Here is a 16122-nt window from a genome sequence, read left to right as displayed (position 1 = left end):
TCCGAGCAGCTCAAGGGCCTGCGCACCAAGAACGACGACCAGAAGACCGGCGTCGAGATCGTGCGCAAGGCGCTGTCGGCTCCCGCTCGCCAGATCGCGATCAACGCCGGTGAAGACGGCTCGGTGATCGTCGGCAAGATCCTGGAGAACAAGGCCTACAATTACGGCTTCGACTCCCAGACCGGCGAATATGCCGACCTCGTCAAGAAGGGCATCATCGACCCGACCAAGGTGGTCCGCACCGCGATCCAGAACGCTGCCTCGGTTGCAGCCCTGCTGATCACCACGGAAGCCATGGTCGCCGAGCTGCCCAAGAAGGGCGGCGCCGGCCCGGCGATGCCCCCGGGCGGCGGCATGGGCGGCATGGACTTCTAAGGTCCAACCACCTCAAGAACTACGAAACCCCGGCAGCGATGCCGGGGTTTTTGTTTGTGGCAAACCCTCTCCCTTCGTCATTCCGGGGCGCGCCCTCTTGGGCGCGAGCCGGGAATCCATAACCACGAACCTTGATTGGTTATCCCGGGATAGAAATCAGCCCGGTTCGAATTTCGATCCTCGATTATCGAGTCCGCCAATCCCGCCGCACTTCTTGCACTCTTTCTTACAGGCGACAGGCGTAGCCGGGCCATTCCGCCCGCCTGTGGTTATGGATTCCGGGCTCGGCGCTGCGCGCCGCCCCGGAATGACGGGGGAAGGAGTGCGGGATGAACCTCACCTGGTGATCCCGGGATAAAGATCATCCCAATTCGGGTTCTGGCGCGTCTTCCAATCGCGCCGCCATTTCTTGAGCTCCTTCTCGCGCGCAATGGCGCTCGCGGGATCGTCGTAGATCTCGAACAAGACCAGCTTGCTCACACCGTACTTCGTGGTGAAGCCAGGAACGGCCTTTGTCTTGTGCTCGGACACACGGCGCACGAGGTCGTTCGTCACGCCGATGTAGAGTGTGCCGTGCTTCTTACTCGCGAGGATGTAGACATAGTAGGCCATTCCATCCGCCTGTGGCTATGGATTCCGGGCTCGCGCCCAAGAGAGGGCGCGCCCCGGAATGACTGAGGCCTCACTCCACCTGCCCCATTCGCTCGAAGCGCGGCTCGCCGTCTTCGTCGAGCGACCAGATGATTCGCGTCACCTTGCCGACGAGATTGTCCATCGGCACGAAGCCGAACGTCGACATCATCCGGCTGTCGGTGGAGTTGTCGCGGTTGTCGCCGAGCACGAAGAGGTGGCCCGGCGGCACCGTGAAGACGTTGGTGTTGTCGAGATAACCGTTCTCGACGCAATCATGCGTCACGTAGCTCGCGCCGTTCGGCAGCGTTTCGCGCCAGCGCTTAACGGTTGCGCCATCGTCCACGCCGCAGGTTGAGCCGGCAAGCATGGCCTCCAGGGCGACGCGCGTCACCGGACGGTCGTTGAGGACGAGCCGGCCCTGCCGCATCTGGATGCGGTCGCCGGGCAGCCCGACCACGCGTTTGACGTAGTCGACCGAATTGTCCTTCGCCGTCCGGAACACGACGATGTCGCCGTATTCCGGATCGGCGGCAAGGACGCGACCCGAGATCCAGGACGGCGCGAACGGGAAGGAATAGCGGCCGTAGCCGTAGGCGTATTTGGCGGCGAAGACGTTGTCGCCGACCATAAGCGCCGGCGTCATCGAACCCGAAGGGATGCTGAACGGCTGGTACAGGACGAAGCGAAACAGGATCAGCGGCGACCACAGCACCGGGACCATGAGGATCAGGATGAGAATCGCCTTCCATTCCCGCGACTGGGCTGTCGAGGGCCGGATCGTTTGCGAAAGAGTGGTCATGCGCTTGCCCCGGTCAAGTCTCCTCACGAGATTACGCAACCTTGGCGCGCGCGCAATCCCTGCTCCGTGAACTTGGTCGCACATCGCGCGGCCCGCGTTCAATGCGAGATCATGAACGTCGCCAGCGATCAGCCGTGTGACAAATCCTTGAAGCAGTGACGTACCCACTCGATCGTCACGCGCGTCGCCGGATCGCGCTTCAGATGGTTCTGCACCAGGAGCCAGACGTCGCGGCGCCTCGGCAGCAGCGTGGCGCGCAGGCTGCGGTCGGCGAGCAGCGGCCCGCAGCTGTGTTCGGGCAGCACGCCGATGGCCTGATGCGACTGGATCATGGTGCGGATGATGCGGACATTGTCGGTGACGCAGCGCGCGTTCGTCAGACGCTTGGCACGGAGGAATTGCTGCTCGGGGATCGCGTCGAGCTCGTCCGGATAGACGCAGGCGATGGGCTCGCCGCCCGAGCGGTCGGCGGGCTCGAAGAAATACAGCCTGACCTCGCCGAGCTTGGAGATGGTGAAGTCGCCCTTCTCGGGCTTGCGCAGGCGGATGGCGAGATCGGCCTGCCAGCGCGAGAACTTGACGTTGCCGCTGGAGGTGAGGAATTGCAGGGTCAGGCCGGGATGATCGCGCAGGAAGCTGCTTGCCCGCGGCGCCAGCAGCTCTTCGGCGACCGCGTTGGTCGAGGCGATGCGCAGGCGGCCGACCGGGCCCGGCTGGCTCTCCTTGATGCGGTCGATCGCCGCGACGTGGGCGGCCATCGCCCCGACATGCTCGAGCACCGCCTCGCAATGGCGCGTCGGCCGGCGCTGGCCGTCCACCGCATCGAACAGCGGCACGCCGAGATCGCGCTGGATGCGCGCGAGCCGGCGGCCGACGGTGGTCTCGTCGATGCGCAGCCGCGCGCTGGCGCCGGCATAGGTGCCCTCGTCCCTCACCGCGGCAATGATGCGCAGATCGTCCCAGTTCATTCCGGCGAGCCTAGCAGGCGATGCCGCGCCCTGCAAATCTGCAGCCATAAGCTGCAATAGTCCTGCACAATGGCAGGCCGTCGCCGCGCTAGTGTCGCGCATCCGATATCCCTGGAAGGCCCGCCCCGCATGACCGCTCCGAAGACCCTGCTCGAACTCGCCGGCGCCGATCTCGATCCGCCGAAGCTCAAAGAGGCCTGCCTCGTGCTGATCGACCTCCAGAACGAATATTGTGCCGGTCCGCTAGCCCTGCCCGATGCGCAACCCGCGATCGCCGCGGCGGCGCGCCTGCTCGCGCGCGCACGGGAGAGCGGAGCCGCGATCTTCCATGTCGCGCACAAGGGCCGCGCCGGCGGCCTGTTCGACCGCGAGGCCGCGCGCGGCGCGATCGTCGAGCGCCTGACACCGCTCGCGAGCGAGCCCGTGATCGAGAAAGCGCTGCCGAACTCGTTCGTCGGCACCGATCTGCAAGCGCGCCTTGCCGCAACCGGACGCAAGAACATCGTGCTGGCCGGCTTCATGACTCACATGTGCGTCTCCTCGACCGCCCGCGCCGCGCTCGACCTTGGCCTGCGCACGACGATCGCGGCCGACGCCTGCGCCACCCGCGACCTGCCCGACGGCCGCGGCGGCACGCTGGACGCCCGGACGATCCATCAGGTCGCGCTGGCCGAACTCTCGGATCGCTTCGCGATCATCGCGCAAGTCGAAGCACTGACTTGATGGAGCGTGCGATGCTGCAGCTTTATTTCTTCCCGATGGCCTGCTCGCTCTCGAGCCGCATCGCGCTGATGGAGGCCGGTATCGAGGCGCGGTATCACCTCGCCCATATCTGGACCAAGCAGGTCGCGGACGACGGCAGCGATTTCCGCGACCTGTCGCCGAAAGGCGCGGTGCCGGTCCTGGTGCTGGAGAACGGCGAGCGGCTGACCGAGAGCGCGGCCGTGCTGCAATACATCGCCGATGCGAAGCCGGAGGCGCGTCTTGCGCCGCCGCCCGGCGATCCCGATCGCTATCGCCTCCAGGAATGGCTGAGCTTCGTCGGCGCCGAGATTCACAAGGCGTTCCTGTTTCCAGCCTTCTGGTACAAGGACGACGGCTCGCTCGCCAAGCCGCGCGCAAGGATCATGCAGACCTTGTCGGTGCCATCTGCGCATCTGGCGCAGCGCGAATTCCTCGTCGGCAACAGCTTCACGGTGGCCGATGCGCACCTCACCTGGGCCCTGCTGCTGCTGCGTCCCGCGGGAGTCGACATCGCGCAATGGCCGTCCTTGTCGGCCTATCTCGCGCGCATGCAGGCGCGCCCCGCCGTGCGGGAGGCGATCGCGACCGAGATGGCGCTGCGCAAGACCGTGGCGGCCAGCGCTGCGTGACAGGATGTCACGGCCGGCGGATCCGATCGCCCCGTCGCGAGGGCATTGATGCCGGCGCGGCATGCGCTAATCTGGAAGATATTTTTCAATATTTCCCGGACGGTTTTCATGCGCGCTTTTTCAGGTCTTCAGCTGCCCGGATTCTCCCTGGCTCTCCTCGCCTGCTGGCTGGGCCTTGGTCCCGCATCAGCCGAGACGCGGGTCGCGCTCGTCGTCGGCAACGGCGCCTATGCCTCGACGGCGCGGCTTCCCAACCCGTCGCACGATGCCGAGGACGTGGCGGCTTCGCTGCGGCGCAGCGGCTTCGAGGTGATCCAAGGCATCGATCTGCGCCAGGCCGACATGCAGGACCTGACCATCCGCTTCGCGCGCGCGGCGAGCAGAGCCGACGTCGCCCTGTTCTACTACAGCGGCCATGCGATGCAGTACAACGGCGTGAACTATCTGATGCCCGTCGACGCCTCGCTGACCGATGAAGCGGACCTCAAGCGTTTCGTCCGGGTCGACGACATCGTGAACGACCTGCAGCAGGCCAAGAACCTGCGCATCCTGGTGCTCGATTCCTGCCGCGACAATCCACTGGCAGAAACGCTCAAACGCTCCGCCGGCACGACGCGGGCCGCCTCGATCGGGCGCGGTCTGTCGAAGGTCGAGGCGCCGCGCGGCACCATCGTGTCGTTCTCGACGCAATCAGGCCAGGTCGCCGCCGACGGCGTTGGCCGCAACAGCCCCTACACGACGGCGTTCCTGAAGCACATCGAGGAGCCGCAGGAGATCGGCGACGTCTTTCGCGACATCAGCAGCGACGTCTATGACGCCAGCGGCAAGACCCAGCTGCCGGAGCTGTCACTGTCGATCATCGGCAAGTTCTATCTGAACGGCCCGGTCGCGGTCACGCTCGCCCCGGCGGCGCCGCAAGCCGCGCCGCGGCCCGACCCTTGCGCAGCCGCGGAGGCCCATTGGAAGGCAGCGGACGGAATCGGCACCGTCGGCGTCTTCGAGGATCATCTGGCGCGATTTTCGAGTTGCAGCTTCGCCAGCCTCGCCAAGGCGCGGATCGACAGCCTGAAGCAGAAGGTGGCGGTAGCACCGAGCGGCAATGCCAGGACCACCGGCAGCAATGATTTCGACGGCCACTGGGACGTGACCCTGAACTGCCCGCCCGCCGGCAAAGCGCAGGGTTTCACCAGGCCCCTGGTCGCCACCGTCACCAACGGCGTGTTTCACGCCGAGGCTCAAGGCAAGGACGTCAACCGCCTGGAGATCGACGGCCAGATCCCGGCCGACGGCAGGACGACGTTGAGCGCGCGCGGAACGACCGGAGCAAGCGCGTACACGCTCAACAACCTCGCGCCGGGCTCGCCTTACGCCTTCACGGTCGATGCGCAGTTCGATCGCAGCCGCGGCACCGGCAAGCGCAACGAGGCGCGCGCCTGCAATCTTGTTTTCGTCAAGCGTTGATCGTGCAGAAAGCGGTGAGGCGCGCTTCGCCTCACTCCACCCGCGCCAGCACCGCGAGCTTGCGGATGCCCTTGTTGCGGTAGGCGTCGAGGAACGCGTAATAGTCCTTGAACGACACGCAGCCGTTGGAATCGCCGTTCGGCCCGAGCATGAAGGTGTGCGCGAGCAGGCCGTCGCGGCCGTAGATCGCGCTCTCGCCGCCGATCGGGGTCAGGCGCAGCGCGGGCACGCCGTGGAACAGCGCCTCGCGCGGCTTCAGCGTGTAGATGTGCGGCGGTGTCACGCCGCGCATGCGCTGGCGCTGGGAGCGCGGGTCGTCGAGGTTGGAGCCGAGGCCGGAATGCGCCTCGAGCTTGGTGCCGTCGGGCAGATACACCGTCTTGGCGGTGATGTCGTAGACCGCGGTGTCGCGCTCATAGGGCGGCGCGCCGCCGAACATCGGGTTCTGCTCCTTCGGCGCGATGGACGCGGTGATGCTGGCATCGGCCGAGGCATAAGCAAGCAGCCCGCCGGACGGATCACGCTTGCCCCAGAGCTTTTCCACCATCGACTGACGCGGCGAGGTGATCGACATCACCGCGGCCTTGGCGCGATCGGCGAACGATTTCTTGCCTTCGGGTGCCGGCACGATCTGGGCCGGATCGGCCGAGGCGAGCTGGATCTGGGCATCCGGAGCGCGCTTGGTCTTGTCTGCGGCCTTGTCGGTGGTCTTGTCGGCGACTTTGGCCGGGGCCGACGGCTTCAGCGCTTCCGCGACCTTGGCGATCACGCTCTGCTTCGGCGGGTCGTTAGCCACGGCAACCTGGGTCGCGGATGCGGCGCTCGAAGCATTCGAGGGCACGCCCTGCGTCGCAGCTGCGGCAAAGCGCTCGTTGAACATCTCGCGCGAGATCGGGGCTGCCACCTGCAACCGGTCAGGCAGGAGCGCAAAAGCGTCCTTGATGGCCTCGCCAGCCTCGCGCAGCGCGACCTTGGGCGCCCGCTTGATCACGGGCTCGTCGTAGCCGATGCTGCCGACGGTCGGATAGACGCTCGCGCCGAAGACGTTGCTGTAGATGGTCCAGCCGGCGCCCATCACGGCGCAGCCGATCGCCGCGGCGCCAAGCCAATTGGTCGTGGTCATTTGCCGGGAAGATTTCCGCGAATGGCTTTTCGAGAAATTTTTCGATTTCCGTGCCGCGTTACTCGGCGCAGCGATACTCGTACTCATTCGCCTTGCGTCCAGGACGGTGTCACTCAGTCCCCCTTCAAAGTGCCGCTGGTCACGATCCGGGAACAGCATCTCGCAGAGGGTCGGAGCGTCATTAAGGCGACTTTTAGTTAAATGCGGATTAAGTTCGGGCGGATGTAGGGCGGCTCGTCAACGCTGTCCCATTTTGAGAAAAAAGCCCGCAGAAGTACGGACTTAGGCGCGTCTGTTAACCATGATTCTCGGCCAGATCGGTGTAGTCAGCGGGCCTCTCCGGCCGCGCCTTTAAGCGCATCCAACCAAGTCCTTTTCGTGATCCTCTATGCCCGGATGATAACGGGGACGCATTGCGCGAGGCTGGCGTGCGATGCGTCCCTCCACCTCTCACTTGGCTCTCTTGGCGCTCCCTTGGCGCCCGCGTTGGGCCGCTCACGCCATCACGCGTCGGACAGCGCAACTCACGTGGCACCGGCCTTCCCTGACCGAAAGTTGATCGGACCGGACTGGAAAATGCCGCAGCGGGGAAATAGCTGACAGGGCGGCACTTTTCAGCAGCCTCTGCGGATGATACGGTACCGTATCAACATCGCCTTGAACTGTGCCAAGCACGCAAACGGAGGCTGGCATGAGTGGGTTCGCGCGCGCCGGGTTTTTCGCCCTGGCGTCGTCGTTTCTGTTGATTGGTTCTGCAATTGCACAGCCTGCGGCCAATGCGGGCTGCACGGCAGCGCCATCTACCGCGGGCACACAAATTTTGCGCTGCGACAACGGCATCACCATCGTCGCAGAAAACGGCGCCAGATTTGAACTAAAGGACGCCAACCGCGACGGACATATAGACTCCGTCGAGTTGAGCAGCAAAGCGCTGCTGGTCGAGGTGCCCAGGAAGCCCCGGGGCAATGCCTTCAAGGTGCTGACGCCGCAGGCGATCGCCGCGGTGCGTGGCACCAGATGGGCCGTCGATGCCGCCGAGGCCAAGACCTCCGTCTTCGTTGCTGACGGCCGGGTCGGCGTCAACCGCAGGACACCCGGGCGCGGCGTCGTTCTCGGTCCCGGCGAAGGCGTCGACGTGGAAGCGACCGGCCCGTTGACGATCAAGACATGGGGCCAGCCGCGCGTCGACGCGCTGATGGCAAGGCTCGGCCAGTAAGACTTGGCCAGTAAGAGACTTGGCCAGTAAGAGACTTGGCCAGTAAGAGACTTGGCCAACAGGACTTAGAACAAAGAAGATTGCAGCACGTAGTGACTAGACGCGTTCAGATCCTGGTGGCACTCATCCTCACCGCGCTGTGGGGCGCGGGCATCTATGCCGCGCACGGCTACGGGCATCTGCGCTTTCTCGACCGCCTCGAAGCAACGCTGACCGATTGGCGGACCCAAATCCGCGGCGTGCAGCGTCCGCCAGACCTCGTCACCATCGTTGCGATCGACGATACCGTGGTGAAGCGCGGCGGAAGCTATCCGCTGCCGCGCGCCGACCTCGCCCGCGTCGTCGACACCATCGTGCAGTTCAAGCCGAAGGTGGTCGCGATCGATCTCCTGCTCGTCGATCGCAGCGCTGCGATCGGCGACGCCACGCTGGCCAACACGCTGGCGACCGGTCCCATGGTGCTCGCCGCCGCGGCGATCTTCCCCAGCGCCAGCGAAACCGTGGAGCCGAGCAGCCAGGGTCCCCTCGCCGTGCTGCCGCAAGCCGAACGCTTCCTGCTGCCGTTGCCGGCGTTCGCCGACCACGCCGAGGTCGGCGTCGTCAATGTCGCGACAGGACAGTCTGGCTCTCCACTCTCAGTGCCGATGCTGTTCCGGACCCACGACAAGGTCGAGCTGTCGTTCCCCCTGCGGGTCGCCAGCCGCGCGCTCGACAAGCCGCTGACGATCGCGCCGGATCGTCTCATGCTCGGCGACCGCGCGGTGCCGACCGACACCGATTTCGCGCTGCCGATCACCTATTACGGTCCGCGACGCACCATCCGCACCGTCAGCGCGCAGAGCATCTTCGACGGCACGCTCGATCGCGCGGCGATCGAAAACCGGATCGTCGTGATCGGCGCTTCGGTCGCCGGCGGCGGCGACTTCTATCCCACACCGTTCGATTCGTTGATGCCCGGCGTCGAGGTGGTCTCGACAGCGATCACCCATCTTGTGGCCGGCGACGGCATCGTGCGCGACCACAGGGTTCGTATCGCCGACGCGCTGGCTGCGATCCTGCTGCCGATGCTGCTGGTCGGCTTGCTCGCCTGGCGCCGCAGCGCGCTCGGCATTATGGCGGCGGCCGCTGTGATGATCGCCTGGGCTGCGCTCAATACGCTCGCGTTCACGCATGGCGTCTGGCTGAATGCGGCAACCACGCTGGCCGCCGCGGTGCCTCCGGTTGCGATCTTTGCCGGTGTACAGCTGTGGGCCGGAGGCCGCCGCACGCAATATCTCGCCGCCAAGAGCAAGTCGCTTGCCCGGTTCCAGTCACCTGCAGTGCAAGGATGGCTGGCGCGCGATCCGAATTTCCTGTCAAAACCCGTCCGGCAGAACGCAGCGGTGGTCTTCATCGATCTCTCCGGCTTCACCGCCCTGAGCGAACGGACCGATCCGGATGCGATCCAGGAGGTCCTGAAGGCATTCCACGCGCTGATCGACAAGGTTGCAGTTGATTGCGGCGGCACGATCACCGGCTTTCTCGGCGACGGCGCCATGATCCTGTTCGGACTTCCGGGTGCGATGCCCGATGATCCGGCGCGCGCGCTGAAATGTGCGATCGACCTGCATCGCAGCGTCGAACGCTGGATCGCCTCGCTGCCGCCGGCCATCGGCGATCGACTCGGCTTCAAGATCGGCGCGCATTTCGGCGAGATCGTCGCCTCGCGGCTCGGCGAAAGTCACCAGCACATCACGGCGACGGGCGACACCGTCAACGTCGCGAGCCGGCTGATGGAGGTGGCCGCCCAGAACGGCGCCCGGCTCGCGCTCAGCGATACGCTGCTGGATGCAGCCGACTTCCACGGGGATCCCGACGGCATCCTGTCGGGACCCCTGCTCGCCCGCATCCGCGGCCGCTCAGGGGTCGTGACGGTGTGGTTCTGGCGCGATCAACGCGGCCCGGGCCAGGCTGCGGTCAAGGCCGAAGTGATCGGCTGAGGTAGCTATCTTGCTTCCGGCGGCGGCGAGCGATCCAGCACGTCGCCCTTGGCGCCTTCGAGCAGATCGATGCTGTAGGTCTCGACCACGAGCGGCCCGCGCTTGCGCTGCAATTGCGCGACCTGCGTGACCTTCGCAAAGAGATCGCTGAGGACAGGGTGACCGCCGGAGCGCAGCTCGTCGACATAGAGCAGCTTGCCTGCAAGCAGCTTGGGATCGGGCTCGCCCATGTTGACCCAGCGGATACGCTGGTTCTGCTGCAGCACGCAGGTGCCGCGCGGCAAATAGAAAGCGAGCCATCCCGTGGTGCCGTAGTCCTGCGCGAGCACACAGCTCGCGCCATGGCGCGCGCGCACCTCTTCGATTCCCGCGGCGAGCTCGCGCCAGCCGACACCGACGCTGCGCACGGTGGCATCGCGGCGATAGCCCGACAGCCAGCCGGTGTTGGCCTGCACGATCAGCGCGGCAAACATCACGATGCCGGTGGGCGCCGCCCAGCGCAGGCAGACATCCGCCAGGCGCCGCGCACGAGGCTTCCACTGCACGAGGTTGGCGGCGGCCGCGGCAGCAATGACGAAGGGCGGATAGACCGGCGCGAACCAGTTGGCTTCGACGCGGGCATGCAGCGAATGCCAGACGAAATAGGCGACGATGGTCCAGAACATCGCCTCGATCAGCACGCGCGAGGCCAGCGCGCCCGCGCGCTGCCAGGTCAGCGCGTGCAGACCCATCGCGCCGAGGATGAAGACCAAGGGGGTCGCGAACGCGATCTGGGTCGGGATCAGCTCGGCGATAAAGACCGGACGGAAGTCCTCGATCCTGGCGCGGCCGAGCTGCTTTGCGAACGAGACCCATTGATGGTCCGCGTTCCAGAGAATCACCGGCGCGAACAGCGCGAGCGCAACGAGGCCGCCGAGATAGGGCCAGGGCGAGAGAAACCAGCGCCGCAGCTTCGGCACGAAACCGAGCCAGATCAGGATCGCGGCGCCAAAGAACATCGCGGTGTATTTCGACAGCAGCGCCGCGCCGACCGCCGCGCCGACCGCGAGCCACCAGACGCCGCGGCCGGTCTCCAGCACCTTGGCGAGGAAGAACAGCACGAAGCTGGATGCGACCAGCAGCGGCGCATCCGGCGTCACGATCAGCGTGCCGACGGAGGCCAGCAGCGTCACGTTGAGCAGGATGGCACTGGTCGCCGCGACGCGCGCCCCGCCGAACAGGATCGCCGCGGAGCGGTAGACCGCATAGCTCATCGGCAGCGCCAGCAGGATCGAGACCAGGCGGACACCGAGCTCGGTATCGCCGGCGATCATGGTGCCGGCGCGGATCACGTAGGCGACCATCGGCGGGTGGTCGTAATAGCCCCCGGCCAGGTTCTTCGACCACATCCAGTAATAGGCTTCGTCGAAGGTGATCGGCGTCAACGCGGCCGCGATGAGCCGCAGGGCCACCAGCGCGAGAATCAGCAGCGCGGTGTTGCGGACGATCCGCGCGTCAGCCCCGCCCATCGCGCTATTTCTTGCGCCAGACGAACAGTCCGGACATCGCGTAGTTCCACACCACGCCCATCAGCGCGCCGGCCATGCCGGCCAGCCACCAGATCGGCTCCTGGTCGTAGACCGAGAAGGCGACGCCGACATTGGCGAGCAGGCCGACGCTGCACACGATGTAGAAGGCGATCAGGCCGCGCAGCAGCGCAAACCCCTTCAGCCGCTGATCGCGATAGGTGAGGAAGTTGTTGAGGACGAAATTGCTGGTCATGGCGACGATGGCGCCGGCGGCCTGCGCCTCCGCGAACGGCGCGTTGAACAGCTGAAGCGCGATGAACAGCGTGGCCAGATGCACCACGAGGCCGATGCCGCCGACCATCGCGAACAGGATGAAGCGCAGCGAGACGATGTCGTTGCTCAGCTTGGCGAGCACGAGGCCGAGGAAGTCGAGCGCGACCATGGAATCGAGCTTGCTCTCGCCGTGCTGACGGGCGCCGAAGGTGTAGGGAATCTCGACCGCCCGCAAGTTGCCGTGCGCGGTCGCGACGACGTCGAGCAGGATCTTGAAACCGTGCACGGACAGCTTCGGCGCGAGCTGCTCGAACCGGTCGCGGCGGATCATGAAGAATCCGCTCATCGGATCGGCGATCTCGACCCGGAGCATCTTCCTTGCGACCTCGGTCGCCAGCGCGCTGGCGCCGGCGCGCTGCTTGTTGAAGCCTTCGCTCTTGTAGCCCTCGATGTAGCGGCTGCCGACCACGAGATCGGCCTGGTCGCTGGCGAGCAGCAACAGCATCTTCGGAAGTTGCGTCTCGTCGTGCTGGAGGTCGGCATCGATCACGGCGACAAAGGGCGCGCTGGAGGCCAGGATGCCCTCGATGCAGGCGCCTGACAGACCCCGGCGGCCAATGCGGCGGATGCAGCGCACGCGGCTGTCCTCCTGCGCCAGCGCGCGCACCACGTCCCAGGTGCCGTCGGGCGAATTGTCGTCGACGAACACGACCTCCCACGCGACATTGGTGAGCGTCGCCTCCAGGCGCCGGTACAGCACCGTGACGTTGTCGCGCTCGTTGAAGGTCGGGACGATGACCGACAGTTCCGGGCCCTCTTGAGCCTGTCGCGGGTTGTCGGAGCCCGGTCTGATCGCTTCATTCATGACGGCAGCGTATATCTGCCGCATCCTGCGCTGCCAAGCCGGGAGGTCTGTGGGAAAAGCCCCAAAAGGGGGCCTAAAATGCCAACGACCCCGGAACGGCGGGCTGCGCGTACATCCGGCGCAAGCCTAAGCTATTCCAAGGTCGTCCCAGCGCCGGAGTTTTCGCTCAACGTCGCCGTTAGAACCTAGATAGGAACGACAAGACAGCTTCGCAAGGGGCCGGAAACCGGAATTTAAGCCTTATTGGTTCGGCACTTCCCGGATGATCGGGCCGCGCGGAGCGGGCGCGGCGGGGGCTGCGGGTGCCGCAGTCGGGGCCTGCTCGGCTTTCGCCGGTTTGGGCGGCTTGCCGTACTGGCCGATCGGCCCGAAGACGACGGCGACCGCAAGCACGATCGCGGCAACGATCGCGCCCAAAATGCCCCCCACCGACTCAGACGCCATGGAAACCCATCCCTGTTCCAGATGCGCGCTGTGATACCACGGATGCGCGCGGAGCCGGAAGGGCCACGGCCCTACTTCGCCGGTGGCCTGTGCTTGACGAAGGCCGTCACGATGTCCTTCTGCGCGGATTCCACCGCCCTGTTCGCGGTCGCGAGATGGGCGCCGGCATCGATCTCAGGATATTGCGTGGTGAGATAGTCGAGCAGCGCCACCCGGTAATATTGCCGCTCCGACCGACAGGCGCCCGCGACCGAGCGGCTAAAATCCTGTTCCGTCATTCCCTGATTGCTGTCGCGCGAATATTCCCGCGCCAGGCAATGCCAGTAATCGTCACGGCCCTGCTGGGCGAGCTTCTGCGCGCCCTTGGCGCCGTCGTCATCCGCCATGACCGAGGACATCATGGCGGCAGATGTCATCATGCCGAGCGCCGCTCCCAGCATCAGCATCCGCATCTTGTTCTCCTTTTTCGCAGATCGCACTGCCGAGCTTAGACCGGAGGCGAGAACTGGCCAATCACATCTCGTTTGACTAGGATGCAGTCTTCCCTCCCCGTCGATGCGAGATCTTCCGTGGCCAAAGCAAAAACCGCGTCCAAAAAATCCGGCAACATCTTCATCGGAATCGGCGGCTGGACCTTCGAGCCCTGGCGCGGCGTGTTCTATCCGGAGAAGCTGGCGCAGGCGAAGGAGCTGTCTTATGCGGCCTCGAAGCTGACCTCGATCGAGATCAACGGCACCTATTATGGCTCGCAGAAGCCGGAGAGCTTTCGCAAATGGGCGAGCGAGGTGCCCGAGGGTTTCGTGTTCTCGGTGAAGGGACCGCGCTTTGCCACCAATCGCCGCGTGCTGGCGGAAGCAGGCGATTCCATCAAGCGCTTCTATGATTCCGGCGTGCTGGAACTCGGCAACCATCTTGGGCCGGTGCTGTGGCAGTTCGCGCCGACCAAGAAATTCGACGGCGCCGATTTCGGCAAGTTCCTGGAACTGCTGCCGCGCAAGCTCGAGGGGCGCGCACTGCGCCACGTCGTCGAGGTTCGCCACGACAGTTTCTGCACGCCGGATTTCGTGGCGCTGATCCGCGAATTCGAGACGCCCGTGGTGTTCGCCGAGCACGGCAAATATCCCGCCATCGCCGATGTTGCCGGCGATTTCGTCTATGCCCGGCTTCAGAAGGGCAATGACGAGATCAAGACCTGCTATCCGCCAAAGCAGCTCGATGCCTGGGCCGAGCGCTTTCAAGCCTGGGCTTCCGGCGGTGAACCGGACGACCTGCCCAAAGTGGACGAAGCCAGGCCGAAGAAGGCGCCGCGCGACGTGTTCGCCTATGTCATTCACGAGGGCAAGGTGCGCGCACCGGCCGGCGCCATGGAACTGATCGCGCGGGTGAGCTGAGCGAGCTATGGCCTTTGTCGCTTGTAGTTGAGAGCACCGAAGCCTCCACACGTCATGGCTGCTGCGCGGCACGAAGAACGTGGATGCCCGGGACAAACCCGGGCATGACGGCCTCCCCTGTCATAACTTGAGGTGATCCATGGCAAAGGCGAAAGAGCTGTTCACCATCGGTTATGAACAGACGCCGCCCAAGGCGGTGCTGGACGAGCTGGAAGAGGCCGGCGTCAAGCTCGTGGTCGACGTGCGCGCGGTGACGTCGTCGCGCCGGCCGGGCTTTTCCAAGAAGCAGCTTGCGGCGGGGCTCGACGAACGCGGCATCGCCTATGTCCACCTCGCCGCGCTCGGTACGCCCAGGGAAGGCCGCCTCGCCGCACGCAGCGGACAGTACGACGTGCTGGAGAAGATTTTTTCAAAGCACCTGAAGGCGCCCGAGGCCAGGGAAGCGATGGACGAGCTCTCGGCGCTGATGAAGAAGGCAGGCCCGGTGTGCCTGCTCTGCTATGAGCGCGACCATACCCATTGCCACCGCCAGATGATCGCGGAGATCATCGAGGAACGCGATGGGGTCGCGGTGACGAACTTGGTGGGACGGCAGGTGTAGTGACCTGTCATTCCGGGGCAGCGCGAAGCGCTGAGCCCGGAATCCATGCATCTACCAACCCTGCCGCTCGATGGATTCCGGGCTCGCGCTACGCGCCCCGGAATGACGGATTGATAGATCTAGCCCTCCCCCGCGAGCCTGAACGTTCCTTCCATCATCTGCACGCATTGTCCGCCGACATGGGCGGAGACGATCTTGCCGCCCTGCTTGCTCACGCGCGTCAGCAAGATGCTCGGCCGGCCCATGTCAAAACCCTGGCCGATGGTGAGCTTGAGCTCGCCGTCGCGCACGGGATCGAGATCGGCGAACAGCGCGGCGGCGGCGACCGTCGCGCTGCCGGTGGCGGGATCCTCGACGAGACCGCTGGCGCCGCGCATGAACATCCGCGCCTGGCGTTCGCAAGGCACCTCCGCCGCGGGCACGTCGCGCGTATAGAACCACACCGAGCGGGCCCCGTCGCGCGGCAAGACCTTGCCGTAGGCTGCCGCATCCGGCCGCGCGCGTTTCAGCGCCTCGCGCGAATGCAGCTCCATCACCAGAAACGCGTTCCCGACGGTGACGATCTCAGGCTCGTGAATGTCTGTCTTGATGTCGTCCGCGACGAGCGAGATGCAGCTCGCGGCTTCGGCAGCCGACAGTCGTGAGAGCCGCTCCAGCGGCTGCGGCGCGGTCAGCTCGGTCCTGGTCACCCGGCCCTGCTCTCTCACGATGTCGACGGGCACGAGCCCGGCCTTCTCCTCGAACAGCAGGCGCGGCTTCGGCTCCTTCGCCATCGAGGCGAGCACGAAGGCGGTGCCGACGTTGGGATGGCCCGCAAAGGCAATCTCCTGCACCGGCGTGAAGATGCGGACCTGCGCATCATTGGCCTTGTCGTGCGGCGGCAGCACGAAGGTGGTCTCGGAATAGTTGAATTCGGTGGCGATCGCCTGCATCTGCGCCGTCGTGAGCCCGCCGGCGTCGAGCACCACGGCGAGCTGGTTGCCGCCGAAGGCGCGATCGGTGAACACGTCAACGGTGATGTAGCGGCGCTGCATCGTCACTTCCCCATGCAAGTCGCGGCCGCAACCGGCCGCATCGCCGGCAGTCTACAAGCCCGCGATATCGCTCGTCATG

At 65.5% G+C, this 16122-nt stretch carries 17 protein-coding genes; 8 read left to right on the top strand and 9 right to left on the bottom strand.

Going from position 1 to position 16122, the window contains the following annotated elements; translation table 11 throughout:
* On the top strand, positions 1 to 375 hold a 375-nt coding region (locus tag D6B98_RS31690), incomplete at its 5' end, for a TCP-1/cpn60 chaperonin family protein (RefSeq protein ID WP_283810176.1).
* A 336-nt stretch (positions 376 to 711) separates the two neighbouring features.
* Here the strand turns inward: D6B98_RS31690 and D6B98_RS31685 are convergent.
* From D6B98_RS31685 to D6B98_RS31675, 3 genes are all read right to left on the bottom strand, one after another.
* Positions 712 to 987 (bottom strand): GIY-YIG nuclease family protein, encoded by a 276-nt coding sequence (locus D6B98_RS31685; RefSeq protein ID WP_126260940.1) that lies wholly within the window; start codon positions 985 to 987, stop codon positions 712 to 714.
* A 70-nt stretch (positions 988 to 1057) separates the two neighbouring features.
* The gene (gene lepB, locus D6B98_RS31680; protein WP_126260939.1) at positions 1058 to 1807 is read right to left on the bottom strand and encodes a signal peptidase I; all 750 of its coding nucleotides are present in this window, start codon (positions 1805 to 1807) and stop codon (positions 1058 to 1060) included.
* A 128-nt stretch (positions 1808 to 1935) separates the two neighbouring features.
* Entirely contained in the window at positions 1936 to 2775 is an 840-nt protein-coding gene (locus tag D6B98_RS31675; protein WP_126260953.1) for a LysR family transcriptional regulator, read from the bottom strand.
* Between the two features lie 129 nt (positions 2776 to 2904).
* Here D6B98_RS31675 and D6B98_RS31670 point away from each other — a divergent pair, with 129 nt between their 5' ends.
* The 3 genes from D6B98_RS31670 (at position 2905) to D6B98_RS31660 (ending at position 5609) form a co-directional block, all read left to right on the top strand.
* Positions 2905 to 3498 (top strand): cysteine hydrolase family protein, encoded by a 594-nt coding sequence (locus tag D6B98_RS31670; protein ID WP_126260938.1) that lies wholly within the window; start codon positions 2905 to 2907, stop codon positions 3496 to 3498.
* 11 nt (positions 3499 to 3509) lie between these two features.
* Complete coding sequence (locus D6B98_RS31665) at positions 3510 to 4148, top strand: glutathione binding-like protein (protein ID WP_126260937.1); 639 nt, start codon at positions 3510 to 3512, stop codon at positions 4146 to 4148.
* Positions 4149 to 4256: 108 nt separating this feature from the next.
* Entirely contained in the window at positions 4257 to 5609 is a 1353-nt protein-coding gene (locus D6B98_RS31660) for a caspase family protein (protein WP_126260936.1), read from the top strand.
* Between the two features lie 31 nt (positions 5610 to 5640).
* Here D6B98_RS31660 and D6B98_RS31655 read toward each other — a convergent pair whose 3' ends face one another.
* Positions 5641 to 6732, bottom strand: coding sequence for a DUF2778 domain-containing protein (locus D6B98_RS31655; protein ID WP_164718996.1), 1092 nt, complete (start codon positions 6730 to 6732; stop codon positions 5641 to 5643).
* A gap of 691 nt (positions 6733 to 7423) precedes the next feature.
* Here D6B98_RS31655 and D6B98_RS31650 point away from each other — a divergent pair.
* Positions 7424 to 7948, top strand: a complete 525-nt coding sequence (locus D6B98_RS31650; RefSeq protein WP_164718995.1) for a FecR domain-containing protein — start codon at positions 7424 to 7426, stop codon at positions 7946 to 7948.
* A gap of 92 nt (positions 7949 to 8040) precedes the next feature.
* Positions 8041 to 9927 carry a CHASE2 domain-containing protein gene (locus D6B98_RS31645; protein ID WP_126260933.1) on the top strand — a complete coding sequence of 629 codons (1887 nt, stop codon included), beginning with the start codon at positions 8041 to 8043 and terminating at the stop codon, positions 9925 to 9927.
* Positions 9928 to 9932: 5 nt separating this feature from the next.
* On the opposite strand, the gene D6B98_RS31640 is transcribed toward D6B98_RS31645, so the two are convergent.
* The 4 genes from D6B98_RS31640 to D6B98_RS31625 form a co-directional block, all read right to left on the bottom strand.
* Positions 9933 to 11435 (bottom strand): glycosyltransferase family 39 protein, encoded by a 1503-nt coding sequence (locus D6B98_RS31640; protein WP_126260932.1) that lies wholly within the window; start codon positions 11433 to 11435, stop codon positions 9933 to 9935.
* Positions 11436 to 11439: 4 nt separating this feature from the next.
* The gene (locus D6B98_RS31635; RefSeq protein WP_126260931.1) at positions 11440 to 12573 is read right to left on the bottom strand and encodes a glycosyltransferase family 2 protein; all 1134 of its coding nucleotides are present in this window, start codon (positions 12571 to 12573) and stop codon (positions 11440 to 11442) included.
* A 240-nt stretch (positions 12574 to 12813) separates the two neighbouring features.
* On the bottom strand, positions 12814 to 13017 hold the full coding sequence (locus D6B98_RS31630) for a hypothetical protein (RefSeq protein WP_126260930.1): 204 nt from the start codon (positions 13015 to 13017) through the stop codon (positions 12814 to 12816).
* A gap of 71 nt (positions 13018 to 13088) precedes the next feature.
* Positions 13089 to 13469: a hypothetical protein gene (locus D6B98_RS31625; protein ID WP_126260929.1), complete on the bottom strand. Its 381-nt coding sequence runs from the start codon at positions 13467 to 13469 to the stop codon at positions 13089 to 13091.
* Between the two features lie 117 nt (positions 13470 to 13586).
* Between D6B98_RS31625 and D6B98_RS31620 the strand changes: the two genes are divergently transcribed.
* Positions 13587 to 14408 carry a DUF72 domain-containing protein gene (locus D6B98_RS31620; protein ID WP_164718994.1) on the top strand — a complete coding sequence of 274 codons (822 nt, stop codon included), beginning with the start codon at positions 13587 to 13589 and terminating at the stop codon, positions 14406 to 14408.
* Positions 14409 to 14547: 139 nt separating this feature from the next.
* Complete coding sequence (locus tag D6B98_RS31615) at positions 14548 to 15009, top strand: DUF488 domain-containing protein (RefSeq protein WP_126260927.1); 462 nt, start codon at positions 14548 to 14550, stop codon at positions 15007 to 15009.
* A 119-nt stretch (positions 15010 to 15128) separates the two neighbouring features.
* Here the strand turns inward: D6B98_RS31615 and D6B98_RS31610 are convergent, their stop codons facing one another.
* Positions 15129 to 16043 carry a PhzF family phenazine biosynthesis protein gene (locus tag D6B98_RS31610; RefSeq protein ID WP_126260926.1) on the bottom strand — a complete coding sequence of 305 codons (915 nt, stop codon included), beginning with the start codon at positions 16041 to 16043 and terminating at the stop codon, positions 15129 to 15131.
* Positions 16044 to 16122: the final 79 nt, after the last annotated feature.

Origin of the sequence: Bradyrhizobium sp. LVM 105, from assembly GCF_003957705.1 — a bacterium.
GTDB classification, from domain to species: Bacteria; Pseudomonadota; Alphaproteobacteria; order Rhizobiales; family Xanthobacteraceae; genus Bradyrhizobium; species Bradyrhizobium frederickii.
The sequence above is the reverse complement of the archived record's forward strand: the minus strand, read 5'-3'. Positions and strand labels throughout refer to the sequence as shown.